Here is a 16,724-nt window from a genome sequence, read left to right on the forward strand (position 1 = left end):
TGATGAGAGACGAGGTTGCCCGGGGGTTCCTCAATGCCGCGTGGGGCTCGCCCCGACCTTGCTTGACGGGCCGTCTGGTGGTTTAGGCGGCGAGGGACATCACCGCGGTTCGTGTGCCGTGGGTGGCGATGGCGGGGTCCCAGGGTTGGCCGGTGGTGACGACCGCGTGCAGCTGCCGCAGGATCGCAGCGGCGATCACGGCTTGGGCTTGGGTGACGGTGAGTTTGTTCTGTGCCCGGGTGGTCAGGTGAGTGAAGCGGGCGGCGTAGACGGGGTTGGCGCGTTGTGCGCCCCAGACCGCCCGCCAGGCTGCCAACCGTAGTCCGGGCCGGCCAACTACGCGTCGCAACCCGGTCGGCGTCAGCCGGTCCCCGGGCACGAACTGGCTTCCCAATGGCGAAGTCAAGCCTCGGGGTCTGTGCTGGGCGCCTGATTATTGGCGCCGCCGTGGAGCCGTGTTGATCAGCGGCCTGGGAAGGCGGCCAAAGCCAGATCTCACCGGTGCCCGAGTTCAGCGCGTCTTCCACCAGGAACGTTCGACGATGATCTGCTCGAGCTCACTCAGGCGATCGGTCAGCATCTCGGCGGGGACGTTATCGGGGCGGGTGAGGGCCAGATGCAGGTCAGAGGCAAGGTAGGCGGCGCTTCGGATTTCGCATCCGGCTCGGAGAATCTCCGGCGCAGTCGCGGTTTCTCGGGCGACGACGTCGAGGACGGCCTCCCGGTGCACGCCGCTGAACGCGATGAGGAAGCACCAGTCGTCGAGGGGCTCGCCGAGCCGTGCCCACTCGAAGTCCAGCAACGCCGTCACCCTGCCAGCGGACGCCAACCAGTTACCCCAATGACAGTCGGCATGGACCGGCGTATCCGTGCTCGCGGACACCGGCGCGTTGTCCGCTATCGCCGTCAGGCCCTTGAGCAGAGCAGGCCGCACAACACTGTTCCGATCGATCGTGGCAAGGCTATCGATCAGTGCCAGCAGCGCTGCTTTGGTGACGAGGCCTCCGTGGTCGAGCGGCTCCGCCAGCACCTTCCGTGCGGGCGGCGAAGGAGCCCAGCGATGCAGCACCTCGAGCCGCTGGACGGCCTGCTCGGCCAGGGACCGCGCGGTCGCCGCTTCAACACCGGGCAGGCCCATCGCGAGCGCCGTGCCTGCCATGCGGGCGTAGCACGCGTACCGAATCTTGTGGCCATTGACCTCGTCAAGGCCGCTGGCGAGTAGCGGCGCGGTCAGCCCTTCGGGTAGGTGGGGAGCCAGTGCGACCTCTCGGTTCAGCCGCGGATGTCGCGCCTCGCCGATGAGCTTCACCACGATGTCCGAACCGACGTAGACGTGGTGGGACAAGCTAGCCGCCGCTTCCATCGGGCCCGGATCGCGTCCGAGGGCCGACATCGCGGCTACCCGCGCGATCTGCGGCGTCCGACTGAGATCAACCACCACCGGTCCTCACCAACCCCTCTGCAGTCCCTCTACAGCCTGGAGCACGGTAGAACCCGACTGACGTCGGCCCGAACAGACGCGAACCACGTGAGCGGCGATAGGGAGGGTTGAATCGGCACGCTTGCATCTCCCCTCACGCGAGCGGATTTCGGCCGCCTGCGTCGATCTGAACATAGAAGGAAGCCCTGCTGGCCGAACGTTTCGTGCTGCGAAGATCGTGATTCGTATCACCGCAGCCGATGTGGGCTGGCTGACTGACTGACACTGCCGCATCCAGACCGATCACCTGGTGCTGGGGCCGTCTTCAACCGGTGTCCAGGCCCAGACCCACGGAGATGGTCAATCAGGGCGACGCCATGGCAAGCGGTGGTGTTACTTCGTAGAGGCGCCGGTCGCGGATCAGGGCCCACATTTCCGGTGTCGACGATGGGTGGCGTCGAACGATCAGACCTTGCCATTTTTCGTCTCATGATCTTCTAGAAGCGTCACGATAGGCGTCATGGGCTCGTCAGCGGGGTCGAGTGCCAGTAGCACCGAACGAATGATCGGTGCGTTGATTCCCCCTGGGACGCGTAGGCCCAAACCTTCAATACCGTTACTGCTGCCGGAGCCGTGGCGGCCCCGCCTGCCTGTGGACAATGGGCCCGCGGCGTTGCTTCTCGACATGGCCATCTCGACGCCTCCGGCCGTTTCTACGCCCGTGCACTGCTGCAAGCACTGGAACGGGCGCCCGGCCAGCGTATCGATCTGGCCGTCGTCGCCGATGCAGTCGTGATCGGATCCTCTGCCACCGGCCGACAAGCGGTAGGTGTGCGGGGAGAGGTCGCAGTACCGGCACCGACACGCTCATTGCTCGGCCTGGAATCCGATCATCGGGTGATCCTGGCGGCCGCACCTGAACTCGGCGTGCTGGTGGTCCACCCGCACGCCACGATCGCACAACTGCTGACCGAGCACTACCGCCGCCAGACCGCAGCAGTTGGTCGGGTGGTGTTCGCAACACGATCAGTCACATAGATGACCTTGATCGCGGTCGATACCGCGTCATCCGTTGTCGCCGGTGGGCTCTCTCAGGTATCCGGACCGGATGAGGTGGCCGTCATGACCCTCCCTGCCGACACCTGCGACCCGCTCACCGCGTGGCTGACCAGCCCGCCAACGACCGGCCAGGTGCGAGTCAGGGGCCGCTGCGTCCCAACCCAGATGGGCGGGCTGCGTTTCGCGTTCTACGGGCGGATGTCGCGTTCTACGGGCGGATGTCGATGGTGGAGTACCAGGACGATGTGTCCTCGCGGGCCTGGCAGCACGACAGCGCGCAGCGACTGATCGCCGGGTACGGCGTCATCGTCGCGAGCTTCTTCGACGTGGGCTGCTCACGCAGTCTGCCGTGGGAACAGCGTCCACAGGCCGCAGCTCTACTGGCGGCGATCACCGATCCGGACCGGCCGTTCGATGCGCTCATGGTGGGCGAGTTCGAGCGGGCCTTCTGCGCCGGGCAGTTCGAAGTGCTGCTTCCGCTGCTCGACGAGCACGGCATCCAGGTGTGGTTACCCGAGGCCGGAGGTCCGATCGACCCGGCCGATCCGGTGCACCAGGCGCTGGTCCTGATGCTGGGTCACCAGTCTCAGCGCGAGATCCTCCGGTCGAGGTTTCGCACCACGGCGGCGATGCAGGTCCAAGCCCGCGACCAAGGCCGGCACCTGGGCGGTCGACCACCGTGCGGGTACCGACTCGTAGACGCGGGCCCGCATCCGAACGCGGCACACGCCCGGTGGGGTAGGAGGCTGCACCGCCTCGACCCGGATCCGGAGACTGCACTCACGGTGCGGTGGATGTTCGCGCAGCGACTGGCCGGATGCAGCGTGGCGGGCATCGCCCGGACCCTGAACGCGATGGCAGTAGCGCCGCCGTCGGCGCATGACCGGGCCCGGAACCCCCATCGCAGCGGCGCGGCCTGGACGGTCCGTACGGTCGCGGCCATCCTGGCGAACCCCAGATACACCGGTCGGCAGGTGTGGAATCGGCAGGGCATCGACCACCACGAGACCCGCCCCGGCGACAAGACTAGCCGGCCACCCGGCCGCAAGCCGTCGCATCACTGGAACCAGCGCGACCAGTGGGTGATCTCCACGGTCGTCGTGCACCCGCCGCTCGTCAGCGAACAAGACTTCCTGCGCGCCCAGCAGATCAAGGCCCTCGACGTTCCCGATTACGGCAACCCGCACCGCTACCGGCTCACCGGTCTAGTGATCTGCGGGTTGTGCCGGCGCCGCCTGGAAGGCCAGTGGGTGCATGGCCGCGCCGGCTACCGCTGCCGACACGGCTACACGAGCGGCAGCGACGTCCAGCCGGACCGCGCCAAGACGCTCTACCTACGCGAGGAGCACGTCCTGGAACAAGCGCGTATCCAGTTCGCCCACCTCATCGACCTCGACCCGCACGCACTGGCACCCGATGACCTCGCCGGACAGCTGCGCCAGCGGCAGATCACCATCGTGTGTACGCCCGTCAGTATCACCCTCGACGTCGGTGCTGATTCCCCAGTCGAGCCTCCAACCTCGCCGCGCCTCGCCGTCAGCCCAGGCGACACGACCAGCCCGGCTGGGGAAAAGGAGGCGCCGATCGAAGGGGCCGACGAAACCCCGAAGTAGTCATCTCGCCCAGTTGTCTCTGTCCAACAGCCGATGCCGGAATCTACGATTCCTCATCAGCGGCGGACAGCATTTAACCCCCACCAAGGTCATTCGAAACGTGAATGACCTTGGTGGGGGTTAACGTGTCCGAGATCAACACTATGGACACGCACACAGTGATCGCTTCCCGCGAGCTGGCATGCGCGGTCTGATTTGGCGGTGCGTCAGTTCGCTCGCCGTTGAGGGTGGGGACCTTAGCGCCAGCCGAAACCCTCGAAACGGCCCGCTCCTGGAGTGAAGTCCACACCGACAGTGGGTCAGACCCCTTCGAGGACGAGGTTGCGGCGGACGACGGCAACGCCGTAGGAGAGCAGGAGAAAAACGGCGATCGTCGCGATTCTGAGCCACGGTGTGTCCGTGATGCGCCGGTCGACGGCGATGGAGATGCTGATGCCGAGGCTGAGTCCGGTGATGAGGCACAGGAAGGCGGTGATGGCGCGTTCGGCGTTGGTGTACTGCGACCACAGGCCGATTGCTCCGAGGAGGGCGGCGCCGAAGCTCAGGCCGGTGAGTCCGGTCAGAGGAGCGGCCAGTCTCAGGCGGTGTGAGGTCTTCACTGCTGGTCCTGCCCGGGTTGAAGCTCGGGCGCGGCGCGCAGGTCTTCGGCCGCGCGTTCGTAGCTGGCACGTTCTTCGGGCGTCATCTGCTGCTGTTCTTCCTGCGCCTTGGCGGCTGCTGTGGCGAGGGCCTCGCTGTGCCAGGGGAAGTCAGCCGCGGCGCGCAGGGTGGCCTCGCCGTTGATCACCGTACGGGCGAAGGAGCCGAGAGGATCGTTCTCGCCTCGGGTGACGGCGAGGTGGCGCAGCAGCGCACGGGCGAGTGGCTGTTCGGCGATGTCACCGTTCATCGTCGCGGGATACTCCTTCGTCTGATCAGTATCCGGCGGGGTGCCGATAAGGCTGGGTCTGTGGCAGGACGTCGACGGCGAGCTTGGCTTCGACCGACTCCACGGTGCCGGCGATCGCCTTGATGACGTTGTCCGCGGTGCCGAAGAATCGCGAGATCTCCTCGTACAGCTTGTAGGCCTGGTAGATGTAGTATCCGGCGACGCTGTAACCGACCACCGGCCCGATGACAGTCTCGATGGTGGCTGTGCCGACGGCACCGGCCGCGTTGATGATGATCAGAATATCCAGCAGTTGACTCATCAGCCCGCTGACGACCTCGAACAGATTCTTGGTGGACTCGGCGGCCTTGGTGTAGAGGTCGTTGTACTCGGCGCACGCGCCCTTGAGGCCCATCGCCGCGCCGCCGAGCTTCAGCTGGAATTCCTGCTCGGCCTCGGCGGCGTTGCCGCGCCAGACGGTCGACACGTCCTGCGCGCCGGTCACCAGGATGCGGCCGATGTCGTGGCAGGCGCCGCCGATGTGGCCCCAGGCGACCGCGCAGTGCACGTACGCGTTCCAGTCGCCGCTGAACTGCTTGGCCCAGCCTTCGAACGGGTCGTAGCTGAACAGCCAGATGCTGACCTGTCGCAGCCACGCTGACGGGCTGATCAGGTCGGCGATCGGGTTGATCGACCACATTTCGATCTCGGTCACATATTCCGGGTTGTTCAGGTGCGATGTCGGCTCGGCGACGTCGGCGAACGCCGAGCGGGCAGCCTGCGGCCACAGGTCCGGACGGCCTTGAGACAGGGTGCCGCGCACCGCGGCGGCGTCCTTGGCGCCGGGGTAGCCGGCGTCCAGCCGTGCCGCCGCGCCCGTATCGGCGCCCGCGTAGTCCTTTTTGGGCGGCGTTGATCTGGGTGCCGGTCTCCTGCGCCAGTTCTGAGACCCTGGTAATAAGGGGTTCTGGTGTGTCGGTGGCGGGCGAGGCGTCGGGTCATGATGATGATCATTGCCCATTGGACCATCGCTGCGTGGTGCTGCGGTAGGCGTTCGTAGTCGCGGACGGTGCGTCGGCAGCGGTTGATCCAGGAGAAGGTCCGCTCGACCGCCCATCGGCGGTGCAGGACGATGAAGGTGGTCTGCCTGGCGAGTTTGGCGACGATCTGCACCGTCAGGCGCAGCTGATCGGTGGCCCAGCCGACGAGCTTTGCCGGCGTAGCCGGAGTCGGCCCAGACGGGGCGGATGGTCGGGAAGCAGGCGTGCAGCGCCCAGAGCAGGGCCGGGCGCCGTCGCGGTCCTGCACGCCGGCGCCGGTGACCGGGATGGCGAGTAGCAGTCCGCAGCTGTCGACGGCGATGTGACGTTTCCGGCCGTTGATCTTCTTGCCCGCGTCGGAGCCGCGGCTGGCTCGGGCGACGGTCTCGGCGCCGCGCAGGGACTGGGAGTCGACCAGCGCGGCGGTGGGTTGCGCGTTACGGCTTTCGACCTGCTGGCGGACCTGTTCGCGCAGGTGGTTGTGCATCCGGGTCAGGGTGCCGTCGGCGGTCCAGCGTTGGAGGTAGTGGTAGACGAGTTTCGGGTGGGGGAAGTCGGCGGGTAGGGCGTCCCACTGGCAGCCGGTGCGGTCGAGGTAGCGGATCGCGTGGACGATGTCGCGGCGCGGGTAGATGATCGGACGGCCGCGGCCGGTGCCGGCGGGGATGTGCGGGGCGAGGACCTGCCATTCGGCGTCGCTGGTGTCCGACGGGTAGTGCCGTGGCCTGCTGGTCGGGAGGTGATCGGCGAGGGTGGCCGGGGTCGAAGGTGCGGCGGTCCCGGTGACGAGGTATACAGACAGGGTTGGGCCTTCGATCGAGCTGCTGGCTACAGAGGTTGAATAGCTGAGGTTCGTCGGCGTGGCGGCGTGATAGATCTCGATGGGTTCGGTAGGCCGAAGGGATGAGGTATCCGGCTGGTGGTGGCATGAACGCGGCAGCCCGGGTCCGGCGTGAGAAGGTTCGGATCCAGGCTGCGGCCATGTTCGCCGAATCCCAAACGACCGCGCAGATTGCGTCTGAGCTGCGAGTTTCCGAGAAATCAGTACGCCAGTGGCGTCGACGGTGGACGGCCGGCGGGACGGCGGCTCTGGCGTCGGCCGGCCCTGGCGGCTCGGACTGCAAACTCTCCGGCGACCAGCAGAAACAGTTGATCGAGATGCTCGATGACGGCCCGGTCGTGCACGGCTGGGACGACGCCCGCTGGACCCTCGCCAGGGTCGCGGAGCTGATCGAGCGTCGCTTCGAGATCACCTACACGCTGCGCGGAGTGTCGTATCTGCTGCACCGCATCGGCTACAGCCAGCAGGTTCCCACTCGTCGGGCGATCGAACGCGACCCTCAGGCGATCGCTACGTGGCATCGCCGGCGGTGGCCGTCGGTAAGAGGTTAGCGGCGGCTCAGGGCGCGGGGATCTGTTTCCAGGACGAGGCGGGCCAGGTGATGCGGCCGCCGGTGGCCAAGACCTGGGCCCGGCGCGGGCACACTCCCGTGGTCGAGGTCTCCGGCAAGGGCTCCGGGCGGGTCTCGATTGCCGGGCTGGTCTACCTCAAGCCCGGACACCGCGGCCGGTTGATGTGGCGCACGAGGCTGCACCGAAACCGCAAAGGTGAGCGTGGCAGTTTCAGCGAGGACGACTACATCGCCTTCCTCGATCAGGCCCACCAACGCTTGCGGGCACCGATCGTGCTGATCTGGGACAACCTGAACACCACGTCAGCGTCCGGATGCGGGAACTGATCACGGCCCGGAGGTGGCTGACCGTGATCCGGTTACCCGCCTACGCCCCGGACCTCAACCCGGCCGAGGGCGTCTGGCGGTGGATGAAACGCGGCCTGACCAACACCGCCGCCCGCGGCGTCGACCACCTCGCCGACCTCGTCAAACGTCGGCTACGCGCCTGCCAGCAACAAACCGATCTCCTCGCTGGCTTCTTCGCCGGCACCGGCATGACCCTCGACCCCGAGCCACCGTGACGACTCGAACCTCAGCCTTTCAACCTCTGTAGCGCGCTGTCCATGAACGTTCACCGGGTCTGAGCGGTCAGGCGGCTTTGGTGCGGGGTCGGCCCCAACGCTGTTGGCGTTCGCTGCGGACGCGGGCTCGTTCACGGCGTTGAGCGGCAAGGACGTCGGGGTGGCGGGCGTTGGCGTTGCGCCAGCGCAGATACCTCTGCAGCTCGCGGGTCTGGACGGTGTGGTTCGGGTGGTTCGAACCGGCCATCGTGAACGTTCGGAGCGGCCCGAACTGCGCCTCGATCGGGTTCGCCCAGGACATGCTGGTGGGGGTCAGGCAGAGCTCGACCTTGTTCCGGACAGCCCAATCTCGGATGGTCGGGGTCTTGTTCGCCGACAAGTTGTCCATGATGACGTAGATCGGTGCCCCGTCCGGCCGCGCGGCCCGGATCGATTTGAGCGCGGACAGGGTGTGGTCTGCGCCCTTGCGGCGGCGAACCACACCCCAGAGCTGATCGTCAGCGAAGCTGTAACAGCCGTGGAAGTAGCGGATCCCGTGCGTGCGCGTGTAGGTCGCCGGTAGCCGGTCCGGACGCTTGCGCTTCTGCCAGGTGGTGCCATGGTGCGGGCGGATCGACAACGGCCCGAACTGGTCGAACGCGAAACACCGCTGCGGGAACTGTGTGGTGACCCGCTCAATGCGATCGAGTTTCGTGTCGAAGTCCGGATCCGTGGATTCCTTCCACGTCCTCGTGCGCTGCCAGCTGACGTCGTTGGCGCGCAGCAACTGCCGCAGCCGTTCCCGGCCGCAGACCACCCGCCGATCAGCGTCTCGGGCAAGATAGTCGGCGAGTTTCCGCAGGCTCCAGCGGGTGAACGGGCGTCCGAGTTTGCTCGGGCGCGTGGTGGCCGTCGCGACGATGAACGCCTCATCGTCGTCATTGATCCGGCGGGGACGGCCTCCCGCCCACTGAGGGTCCAACGCGCGAAGACCCATCTCATTGAACAGATGGATCACGTCGCGGACGGTGTCCTCGTGCGCCGCCACGAGACGAGCGATCGACACCACCGGCGTCCCCGAAGCCGACGGCCATGATGATCAGCGCCCGTCGCACCCGAACCGAGTCGTGCTTACCGCGCCGCACCAGTTGCTGCAGTCTGCGGCCCTCATCCTGCGTCAACCGCCGTGCCCGAACCGGCTCGGCCAACCCGCTCACCCACTCTCAACGGCGAACATCACCGCCGTCGAGAGTGATCCCCCCAGCCCCATACCGCCCGGACGCCACACGGCGTGTCACCAACCCGGTGAACGTTCATGGACAGCGCACTAGTCACCGTTGCGAGTACCGAAGGCCCTTCTTCATGTCATCTCGCCACGCCGCACGCGAGCACGAGCATCGATATCCACCTGAGAGGTCAGTAGCCCCAAACCCTTATTTACCAGGGTCTGAGTCACGCGTGCTGCCGAACCAGGAGTAGCGCTGAGGTCCGGCGGACCGGCCGGACAAGGTGGCCGAGGACATCGTCGAGGTGAATGGTCCGACTGGGTGCGAACCCCCGCTGCCCTGTGCGACAGTCGCGGGTGCCGGCCCGGTCCCGTGATGCTCGACCGGAGTGATAGCTCAAGGCTGTAACCACGGCGCCAATGCTCTGGATGGTTGTCGCGGTGCACGGTCACAGGTGCTTCCGACCACTCGCGGCCTCCACCCCCTCAGCGGACCGGGCCGACGGGTTCAGCATCGGCGCTCCTGCCGACACGTGCTTCGTCCGCGTCGGATGGTCCCGCGATGGTGGCCCCGGTGCGGTACTTCCCGCGATCGCTTCGATCGCCTCGCGGTGGTCGGCCCCGCCGGCTGCCGGGTGGTGGCGGCCGGTCCGGCAGATGAGGCTTCAGCCGGGCCGATATCGCTTCCAAGGCCCTCGACGAACTGCCCCGTTCTACCAATGAACCACTGCCCCAAGAGATCGTTCCATAGCCGGAGTCGTTCCGGCGGCGTCGGCCGCCGCCTCGCACGCCCGGCCAACGGCCGACTTCCTTCCGCCCGCACGGAACAGAGGGAACTACCTGGCGCGACCTCTCATTGTCGGAGAACACCGGCGATCCGTCCTGCGAGCTCAACGATCGTCAAGCGGGGGCCGCCGGCTGGAAGGGCTGGATGTCGTGGGTACCGCGCCGGATGTGCGCACACGATCCCTCTGGCACCTCGGTCCAGGCGCCGGGAAGGTCGCGGAGCGGCTCGGAGACGATGAAGCGGGTATCGGGTCCGAGCCGTTCGAGGGTGTCCAGCTCCGGGTACAGCTCGCGCACCTGGGACACGTCGTTGGAGTAGAAGAGGGAGCTCGTGTTCTTCTCGCTGGAGTAGCGGAAGACCCAGATCGAGTCGCCGTCGGTGGTGGCCATCGTTCCGTGCACCGGGTACTCGATGCCGTGTCGGCGTCCGACGTCTTCGACGAGACCGACCGCACGGGCGACCGCGGTCGGCGGGTCGTCGGTCAGGCCGAATGTGAGCGCCAGGAAGAACAGCGTTTCGGTGTCGGTTGATCCGTCGATCTGGCCGTACAGGGTCGGGCCTACCGCTACCTGCAGATCGCGTTTGACCTCCTGGAACTGTGCGAGTGATCCGTTGTGCATCCACAGCCATCGCCCATAGCGGAACGGGTGGCAGTTGCTGCGTTGGATCGGCGTTCCGCTCGAGGCGCGGACGTGTGCGAACAGCAGTGGTGTACGGATCTGGCGCGCGATCTCGCGTAGGTTCTCGTCGTTCCAGGCGGGGTGGGTGCTTTTGTACACGGCCGGCGTCGTTGTGCCCCCGTGGCCGTACCAGCCGATACCGAAGCCGTCACCGTTGGTGGTCACGGTCCCGAGGTCGGAGTGCAGGCTCTGGTCGATGATCGAGTGTTTCGGCCGGAACAGCAGGTCGTCGGCGAGAATCGGGGCGCCGGAATAGGCCATCCACCTGCACATCGCAACCATGCCTCCCTGTTGGTGTGACTCGACAGCCGACACCAACAGACCACGCCGTGACGTTTCGAGCGCCACCCGTGGGGGGTGAGCCGGCGCCGCTGGGCGGCGGGCCGGCCGCCAACGGTGACGTCAGGGGATTGCCGAGCGCCCCGGGCTGTGCGGAGCCCTGCGCGCCGCGACGGGTCGTCAGGTCTGCAGTGTGGGCGGCCCTGGTTCGCCGGCTGCCGGCGGCTCGGACTGCGGTCGGCCCGCGAGGACCGCGGCGAGTGCCTGCTCCACGTGGTTGACCTGGGGACGCAGGAGCATCCAGTCCCGTCCGAAGGTGAGTGCCTCGTTCTCGGCGTCCACCGCGGCGACGAGGTCTTGCAGCAGGCCGCTGAGCCCCAGCGACCAGTTCCGTCGTGGTTCAGTGGCGGCCCGTTCGATCAGGGCGTTCCACCGGCCCGCGAGCTCGGTCAGGCCGGCGCGTACCGGTAGCCATGCCAGGTCCCGCTGGGCGGCGGTGGTGGTGGTCAGCACGGGCGGCAACCGCGTGCCGGTGAGGGCGCGGGTCTCCTGCGCCAGGGCGCGAGCCTCCGCGTCCCAGGCCGACTTGCGCTGTGCTCGGTAGACCAGCAACCCGCCGACGATCAGCGCTGGGAAGAGGACGAGCAGCGAGAACCAGCCGAGCGGTCCGAGGCCGGTCGAAGCGGCAGCCGCCGCGGCGGTGGCGGACACGGTGGGTGCCGCACTGCCCTGCGCTGATGCGGTGGCCGCGGTGGTCTGCACCGGTGCGGGTGCCGCGACGGGCGCCGACGTCGCAGGCCGGGTCGTCGTCTGGGCCGGTGCGATGGGCCGGGTGGTGGTGGTCTGGGCCGGTGCGGCGGCCCGGGTGCTGGTTGTCCGGGCCGGCTCCGGCTCCGCGGCGGTGGGCTCGGCGGGCTCCGTGGTCGGCTCTGGTTGCCGGGACCGTGCCGGCTGGGTGCTTTCGGTCCGGCTGGGCCGCGCCGCGGTGGGCTCGGCCTCCGGTTCCTCCGATGCGGGGCGGTCGGCGGACCGCTGCGATGCGCGGGGAGACGGCAGGGTGGACGGATCTCCGTCACCTGCGCTGCATGCGGTCAGACCGAGCACCACACCGATCACGAACGCTGACAGGACGGTCACCGCGCCGGGCCGCCGATGGGTTCGCCTGGATGCCATGCCGGCTCCTCGCTGGTCGGTGACGCGACGCTAACCCGGGCGCGCGAGCTCGCGAATCATTCGAGACTGACGATTCGTCTCGTTCCGCCGCGTCGCCGTGGGCGGTGATCACTACGCCGTCAGGCGGCTTCCGGCGGGGTGACGTCCGGGGGCGCGTCAAGCGGATGACGTTCGGCGTCGCGGGCCGCGAGGGTCGACATGGCGTGCCGGTATTGCGTCCCGGTGATCTCGCCGGCCACGAGCTGAAGAGTCAGCACGCCCTCGAGGGTCTGCGGGCTCCGGGCCGGCGCGGAGGCAATGGCCGGCCCGGCCGGTTCACTCGCGGCGTCATGGACGGCCCGGCGGATCTTCGGCCATGCCGCAACGACAGCCACCGCTATCAGAACCACCAGCAGAAGGGTGCACAGCACCACAATCACCTCTGCTCCGGGCGACCGCGCACCGGCTGGCCGATCCCTTCCGGGCAGCCGCGGAACGGGCAGATCCGTCTCATCGCTCCAGTGAACAGCCCGGCGGGTCGGTAGGTCTCACCCCGAGCGAGTGGATACCTGCCGAAGGACCAGCCTGGCTCCCGAGGATGCGGCGGGTGACCGGCAACCGTCTGGCTAGACCACGTCCCGGACCTGCTACTCGACGTGTGGACGGGATACTTTCGTGGATCTGAAACCGCGCCCATCCCGTCGGGATGAGTCGGGCACCGGCCCGGACCGCGACGCTCAGTATTTGTGCGGACGCGATCGGGAGGACATCCGTGATGCAAGGCTGGTTGATGTGGGGACTGATCCTGCCCATCCTGCTCATCGTCGCGGGAATCATCACCCTGCGCCGCAAGAAGAACCGGCGCTGAGCGCCGAGGGCTACCCAGTCGCCGGGACGCGGCGCCGACCGCTGCGACGGCGCGCGGGTCCAGCTGAGCGCCAGGACGGCGGCGCCGAAGCAGAGCAGCACAACCGGTACCGCTTCGACACCGGCTACAGCGAACTCTCCGAGCAGGTGGAGTCGGCGTGCCTCACACGCCGAAGGAAACCACGAGCTAGCTGAGGGCTTCGACCTTCATCCGTGGCGAATGAAGTCATTCTCGTTCGACCGCAGCAAGCTGCGGTCAGGGGCTACAGCCTCGAGCCAACTCCGGCACCGATGGTCGGCCCCGATGAGGAGCTGACCATGTCGTTGTGGGACGTGATGGTGTCGATGTTCTGGTTCATGATGCTGTTCGCCTGGATCTGGTTGCTGATCACGATTCTGGCCGACATCTTCCGTGACCACGAGATGTCAGGCTGGGCCAAGGGTGGCTGGACGGCGTTTCTCATCTTTGTGCCGTGGCTGGGTGCCTTGACCTACGTGATTGTCCGGGGTCGGTCCATGAACGAACGGGCGCAGGTACATGCGGCCCAGCGCCACCAGCAGGGACCGTATCCGTACGTTCAGGACGCGGAGTCTCGCGGCGGCGCGGTGAGCATCGCTGACGAGTTGACCAAGTTGGCCGACCTGCGTGACCGCGGAGTGATCTCGGCGGCGGACTACGAGCAGGCCAAGGCCCACGTGCTCGGCCACACCCCGGCTGCGAACTCCACCCAGCGGGGTGGTCCGCAAGCCGCCCGGACTACGTGACACCGGCGGTCGAGAGAAGCTCTAGCGGGGCCGCGGTCCACCGCGGCCCGCCGCGGGGGCACGATGGTCGACGGGGCACGATGGTCGACACGGCTCCACCCTCGGGGATGGGCACACCACGGACCCGGCGGCGATCTCGTCGGGGAGGTGAAGCCACTCACGGACAAGGCTTCACCTGTTCGCCTGGCCCAGTAGGTCTTGCAACTTGCCGATGGCGGCCACGATCCGTGGACTGCCGACCAGCGGAGCAAGCGTGACCAGAACCGCGCGTACGGTTTCCGGCTCGATCCCCGCCTCGTCGGCCAGCCCCAGATGGATCAGGTACGACTCGGTCGGCGCGTCAAGCGCGACCAGAGCACGGAGCCGCACGGGGGAGCGCGGTCTGTTCGTCGATGTCGGCCTTGGTGAGCGCGCCGGTGTTCATCTCCGCGAGTGTCTCGAGCAAGGGGCCGCCGTTCTGGGCAAGAGTCCGCAGCAGGGCGTCCGCCTCGGTCTGAGCCGACATCGCTTCCTCCGCTTCGTCGAACAGCGCAACGGATTTGTGCGCCGCCGGTATCAGCGTGTCGAGGGCGGCGGTGCCGTTCGTGGTGCGGGTCTCGGTCTCAGGTGGTGTCCGGTGCCCTGCGGTCGAGTCGGCGGTTCAGGCTGATCGCCGCGTCGATGAGCGCCAGGTGAGTGAACGCCTGCGGGAAGTTGCCGACCTGCTCGCCGGTCAGCGCGATCTCCTCCGAGTACAGGCCCAGATGGTTGGCGTAGGTGAGCATCTTCTCGAAGACCATTTGTGCCCGGTCGACCTGCCCGGCCAGCGACAGGGCGTCGACGTAGGCGAACGTGCACAGCGAGAAGGTCCCCTCCGATCCCCGCAGCCCGTCGGGCGAGGCGGCCGGGTCGTAGCGGTACACCAGGCTGTCGGTGACCAACTCGGCGTCCATCGCGGCCAGCGTGGACAGCCACATCGGGTCGGTGGGGGTGACGAAGCCGACGCGCGGCATCCGTAGCAGCGCGGAGTCGAGGACGTCGGTGTCGTAGTGCTGCCGGAAGGCCCGGCGTTCCTGGCTCCAGCCTCGGGTCATGATCTGGTCGTAGACGGCGTCCCGTTCCGCCCGCCAGCGACCGACGGCGGCGGGACGCCCGTGCGCGGTCGCGAGCCGGATGCCGCGGTCGAACGCCACCCAGCACATCAGCCGCCCGTACGTGAAGTCCTGGCGGCCGCCTCGGGTCTCCCAGATGCCCTCCTCCGGCTGGTCCCAGTTGTCCGTGAGCCAGTCCAGCACGTCGCAGATCCGTCGCCAGCCCTGGTGACCGGCGGGCTGCCCGTGCCGGTCGGCGACGTAGATGCTGTCCAGTGCCTCGCCGTAGATGTCGAGCTGGAGCTGCCCCGCGGCGCCGTTGCCGATGCGGACCGGGCCCGAGCCCCGGTACCCCTCCCAGTGGTCGAGGGTCTCTTCCGTGAGATCGCTCGACCCGTCGATGCGGTACATGATGTTCAGCGGCCCGCCGCCGTCCTTGTCGACCCGCTCCTCCACCCGCTCCCGCAACCACCGCCCCAGCGCCGCGGCCTCCTCCCGGAACCCCATGCCGAGCAGCGAGTACACCGAGAACGAGGCGTCCCTGACCCAGGTGTAGCGGTAGTCCCAGTTCCGTTCGCCACCGACCTGTTCCGGCAGCGCTGCCGTGGGCGCCGCCACCAGCCCACCGCTCGGCGCGTACGTCATGAGTTTCAGCGTGATCGCCGAACGGTGCAGCGTCTCCCGCCATCTCCCGGCGTAGGTGGATTGCGCGAGCCAACGCTTCCAGTACCCGACGGTCTCGTCGAACAGTCGCCGCGCCTCCACCGTCGGCACCTGCCGCGGCGCCGCCCGGACGCCGGTGTCCAGGACCAGGCCACGAGTCTCGCCCGCCACCAGCTCCACCTCGGCGTGCACGTCACCGTCGGAGTCGACCCAGATCTCGGTCTCTCGCCCGTCGTCCGGATCACGGATGAGGTCGACGGTCAGCGCCGTACGGTCGCCCCGGAACTGGACTCCCTGCGCCCACTGGCGCGTCTGATGCCGCTCACGCCCGTAGTCGAAGCGTGGGGCGATCTCGACGTCGAAGGTGATCCGCCCGCGCACGCAACGTACGGTGCGGACGAGACGATGGCTCTCGGAGGCGGCCCTGCTCGCCACGGGCATGAAGTCGACCACCTCGCCGACGCCCGCCTCCGTCAGGAACCGGGTGACGAGCACGGCGGTGCCGGGGATGTACAGCTGCTTCCTGGTGAAGGCCTCGGCGGTGGGCCGGATCCGGCAGTGGCCACCGTGGCCGTGGTCGAGCAGGGCGCCGAAGATGCTCGGCGAGTCGAACCGCGGAGCGCAGAACCAGTCGACGGTGCCGTCGGTGGCAACCAGCGCCGCGGTCTGCAGGTCGCCGATCAGGCCGTGGTCAGCGATGAGCGGATACTCGGACATGGGTCGGCCCTTCCGGTTATGCCATGCTCTCGCGCTCCGCCGAGGTGCCGGTGGTCACCGAGACCGGCTCTGTCGCGGTCTCCGTGGTGACGCCGCGGACGCGGTGCGACGAGCGTTTCCGCGCCGCGACAGTGATCACGCCGGCGGCCGCGACGGCCCCGACGACGAGGGCCTTGCCGACGGGGCCGGTGCGGCGCTGTGCCTTCCTGCCCAGCAGGTGCCTTCTGCTTGTCCTGGTCATTGCGGCCTCCCTAAACCCCGCTGATGCCAGCATCCGCCGCACGCCGGGACCGGCCTTCATCCGCGCCGAGTGAACTGGCCGTCAGCGGCGCACCGGCCCACGGGTGGTTCAAGTACTTCGACGTCGGCTACTCCCGCCGCCTGCCCTCGGCCGTCGACCCCAGGCCGCCGCCATGCTCCGCGCAACTGCCGACCCGCACCGCCGATGCAACGCGGTCGTGATCGACGAGTTCGAACGCGGCTTCAGCGCGGTCAGGCCGCAACATCATCGCCCACCTGCACGCCTACGGCATCAGCGTCTGATTGGCCGAGTTCGGCGGCCTGG

Annotated in this window: 19 protein-coding genes and 1 pseudogene; 7 read left to right on the forward strand and 13 right to left on the reverse strand. The window is 67.9% G+C overall.

Annotation, left to right across the window (positions count from 1 at the left end):
- Positions 1–82 precede the first annotated feature (82 nt).
- A complete protein-coding gene (locus EDD30_RS04630) occupies positions 83–316 on the reverse strand; it encodes a hypothetical protein (RefSeq protein WP_071806322.1) in 234 nt (77 codons plus the stop codon).
- 195 nt (positions 317–511) lie between these two features.
- Complete coding sequence (locus tag EDD30_RS04635) at positions 512–1,441, reverse strand: phosphotransferase family protein (RefSeq protein ID WP_123678071.1); 930 nt, start codon at positions 1,439–1,441, stop codon at positions 512–514.
- A gap of 612 nt (positions 1,442–2,053) precedes the next feature.
- Between EDD30_RS04635 and EDD30_RS38155 the strand changes: the two genes are divergently transcribed.
- Both EDD30_RS38155 and EDD30_RS04640 read left to right on the forward strand, forming a co-directional pair.
- Positions 2,054–2,458, forward strand: coding sequence for a hypothetical protein (locus EDD30_RS38155; protein WP_143162733.1), 405 nt, complete (start codon positions 2,054–2,056; stop codon positions 2,456–2,458).
- A gap of 122 nt (positions 2,459–2,580) precedes the next feature.
- The gene (locus EDD30_RS04640) at positions 2,581–4,092 is read left to right on the forward strand and encodes a recombinase family protein (RefSeq protein ID WP_280526126.1); all 1,512 of its coding nucleotides are present in this window, start codon (positions 2,581–2,583) and stop codon (positions 4,090–4,092) included.
- Between the two features lie 299 nt (positions 4,093–4,391).
- Here EDD30_RS04640 and EDD30_RS04645 read toward each other — a convergent pair whose 3' ends face one another.
- The 3 genes from EDD30_RS04645 to EDD30_RS41940 all read right to left on the reverse strand — a co-directional run bounded on the left by EDD30_RS04645 (position 4,392) and on the right by EDD30_RS41940 (position 7,045).
- Positions 4,392–4,691 carry a hypothetical protein gene (locus tag EDD30_RS04645; protein ID WP_071806319.1) on the reverse strand — a complete coding sequence of 100 codons (300 nt, stop codon included), beginning with the start codon at positions 4,689–4,691 and terminating at the stop codon, positions 4,392–4,394.
- Entirely contained in the window at positions 4,688–4,981 is a 294-nt protein-coding gene (locus EDD30_RS04650; RefSeq protein WP_071806318.1) for a hypothetical protein, read from the reverse strand. Before EDD30_RS04650 ends, EDD30_RS04645 begins: the two co-directional genes overlap by 4 nt.
- Positions 4,982–5,689: 708 nt before the next feature.
- Positions 5,690–7,045 carry an IS5 family transposase gene (locus EDD30_RS41940; protein WP_211353772.1) on the reverse strand — a complete coding sequence of 452 codons (1,356 nt, stop codon included), beginning with the start codon at positions 7,043–7,045 and terminating at the stop codon, positions 5,690–5,692.
- Here EDD30_RS41940 and EDD30_RS04665 point away from each other — a divergent pair.
- From EDD30_RS04665 to EDD30_RS40335, 3 genes are read left to right on the forward strand one after another with little or no spacing between them, the layout of a single operon-like run.
- Positions 6,928–7,392 carry a winged helix-turn-helix domain-containing protein gene (locus tag EDD30_RS04665; protein WP_280526127.1) on the forward strand — a complete coding sequence of 155 codons (465 nt, stop codon included), beginning with the start codon at positions 6,928–6,930 and terminating at the stop codon, positions 7,390–7,392. The two genes, EDD30_RS41940 and EDD30_RS04665, sit on opposite strands and share 118 nt — an antisense overlap.
- A complete protein-coding gene (locus tag EDD30_RS40330) occupies positions 7,356–7,739 on the forward strand; it encodes a hypothetical protein (protein WP_244945114.1) in 384 nt (127 codons plus the stop codon). Before EDD30_RS04665 ends, EDD30_RS40330 begins: the two co-directional genes overlap by 37 nt.
- Positions 7,740–7,762: 23 nt before the next feature.
- Complete coding sequence (locus EDD30_RS40335) at positions 7,763–7,975, forward strand: transposase (protein WP_244945115.1); 213 nt, start codon at positions 7,763–7,765, stop codon at positions 7,973–7,975.
- A 67-nt stretch (positions 7,976–8,042) separates the two neighbouring features.
- Here the strand turns inward: EDD30_RS40335 and EDD30_RS04675 are convergent.
- From EDD30_RS04675 to EDD30_RS04690, 4 genes and pseudogenes are all read right to left on the reverse strand, one after another.
- Positions 8,043–9,162, reverse strand: a pseudogene (locus tag EDD30_RS04675) (IS630 family transposase).
- Between the two features lie 917 nt (positions 9,163–10,079).
- Complete coding sequence (locus EDD30_RS04680) at positions 10,080–10,907, reverse strand: class II glutamine amidotransferase (RefSeq protein WP_071806733.1); 828 nt, start codon at positions 10,905–10,907, stop codon at positions 10,080–10,082.
- 198 nt (positions 10,908–11,105) lie between these two features.
- A complete protein-coding gene (locus tag EDD30_RS04685) occupies positions 11,106–12,098 on the reverse strand; it encodes a hypothetical protein (RefSeq protein ID WP_123678072.1) in 993 nt (330 codons plus the stop codon).
- Between the two features lie 119 nt (positions 12,099–12,217).
- Positions 12,218–12,508: a hypothetical protein gene (locus tag EDD30_RS04690; protein ID WP_143162776.1), complete on the reverse strand. Its 291-nt coding sequence runs from the start codon at positions 12,506–12,508 to the stop codon at positions 12,218–12,220.
- Positions 12,509–12,852: 344 nt separating this feature from the next.
- Between EDD30_RS04690 and EDD30_RS04695 the strand changes: the two genes are divergently transcribed.
- Entirely contained in the window at positions 12,853–12,945 is a 93-nt protein-coding gene (locus EDD30_RS04695) for an LPXTG cell wall anchor domain-containing protein (protein ID WP_123678073.1), read from the forward strand.
- A 212-nt stretch (positions 12,946–13,157) separates the two neighbouring features.
- Complete coding sequence (locus EDD30_RS04700) at positions 13,158–13,709, forward strand: SHOCT domain-containing protein (protein WP_143162777.1); 552 nt, start codon at positions 13,158–13,160, stop codon at positions 13,707–13,709.
- 171 nt (positions 13,710–13,880) lie between these two features.
- Here EDD30_RS04700 and EDD30_RS04705 read toward each other — a convergent pair whose 3' ends face one another.
- From EDD30_RS04705 to EDD30_RS04715, 4 genes are all read right to left on the reverse strand, one after another.
- Positions 13,881–14,078, reverse strand: coding sequence for a hypothetical protein (locus tag EDD30_RS04705; protein WP_084556575.1), 198 nt, complete (start codon positions 14,076–14,078; stop codon positions 13,881–13,883).
- Complete coding sequence (locus EDD30_RS38735; protein WP_170047403.1) at positions 14,050–14,214, reverse strand: hypothetical protein; 165 nt, start codon at positions 14,212–14,214, stop codon at positions 14,050–14,052. Before EDD30_RS38735 ends, EDD30_RS04705 begins: the two co-directional genes overlap by 29 nt.
- A 97-nt stretch (positions 14,215–14,311) precedes the next feature.
- Positions 14,312–16,159 (reverse strand): glycoside hydrolase family 15 protein, encoded by a 1,848-nt coding sequence (locus tag EDD30_RS04710; protein ID WP_071806736.1) that lies wholly within the window; start codon positions 16,157–16,159, stop codon positions 14,312–14,314.
- Between the two features lie 16 nt (positions 16,160–16,175).
- A complete protein-coding gene (locus EDD30_RS04715; RefSeq protein ID WP_071806737.1) occupies positions 16,176–16,400 on the reverse strand; it encodes a hypothetical protein in 225 nt (74 codons plus the stop codon).
- Positions 16,401–16,724 lie beyond the last annotated feature (324 nt).

Origin of the sequence: Couchioplanes caeruleus (assembly GCF_003751945.1) — a bacterium.
GTDB classification, from domain to species: Bacteria; Actinomycetota; Actinomycetes; order Mycobacteriales; family Micromonosporaceae; genus Actinoplanes; species Actinoplanes caeruleus.

Excerpts from the sequence above, each read along its gene's own strand:
- EDD30_RS04650 (WP_071806318.1), bottom strand. The coding sequence starts at position 4,981 with ATGAACGGTGACATCGCCGAACAGCCACTCGCCCGTGCGCTGCTGCGC.
- EDD30_RS04665 (WP_280526127.1), top strand. The coding sequence starts at position 6,928 with ATGAACGCGGCAGCCCGGGTCCGGCGTGAGAAGGTTCGGATCCAGGCT.
- EDD30_RS04680 (WP_071806733.1), bottom strand. The coding sequence starts at position 10,907 with ATGGCCTATTCCGGCGCCCCGATTCTCGCCGACGACCTGCTGTTCCGG.
- EDD30_RS04685 (WP_123678072.1), bottom strand. The coding sequence starts at position 12,098 with ATGGCATCCAGGCGAACCCATCGGCGGCCCGGCGCGGTGACCGTCCTG.
- EDD30_RS04695 (WP_123678073.1), top strand. The coding sequence starts at position 12,853 with ATGCAAGGCTGGTTGATGTGGGGACTGATCCTGCCCATCCTGCTCATC.
- EDD30_RS38735 (WP_170047403.1), bottom strand. The coding sequence starts at position 14,214 with ATGTCGGCTCAGACCGAGGCGGACGCCCTGCTGCGGACTCTTGCCCAG.
- EDD30_RS04710 (WP_071806736.1), bottom strand. The coding sequence starts at position 16,159 with ATGTCCGAGTATCCGCTCATCGCTGACCACGGCCTGATCGGCGACCTG.
- EDD30_RS04715 (WP_071806737.1), bottom strand. The coding sequence starts at position 16,400 with ATGACCAGGACAAGCAGAAGGCACCTGCTGGGCAGGAAGGCACAGCGC.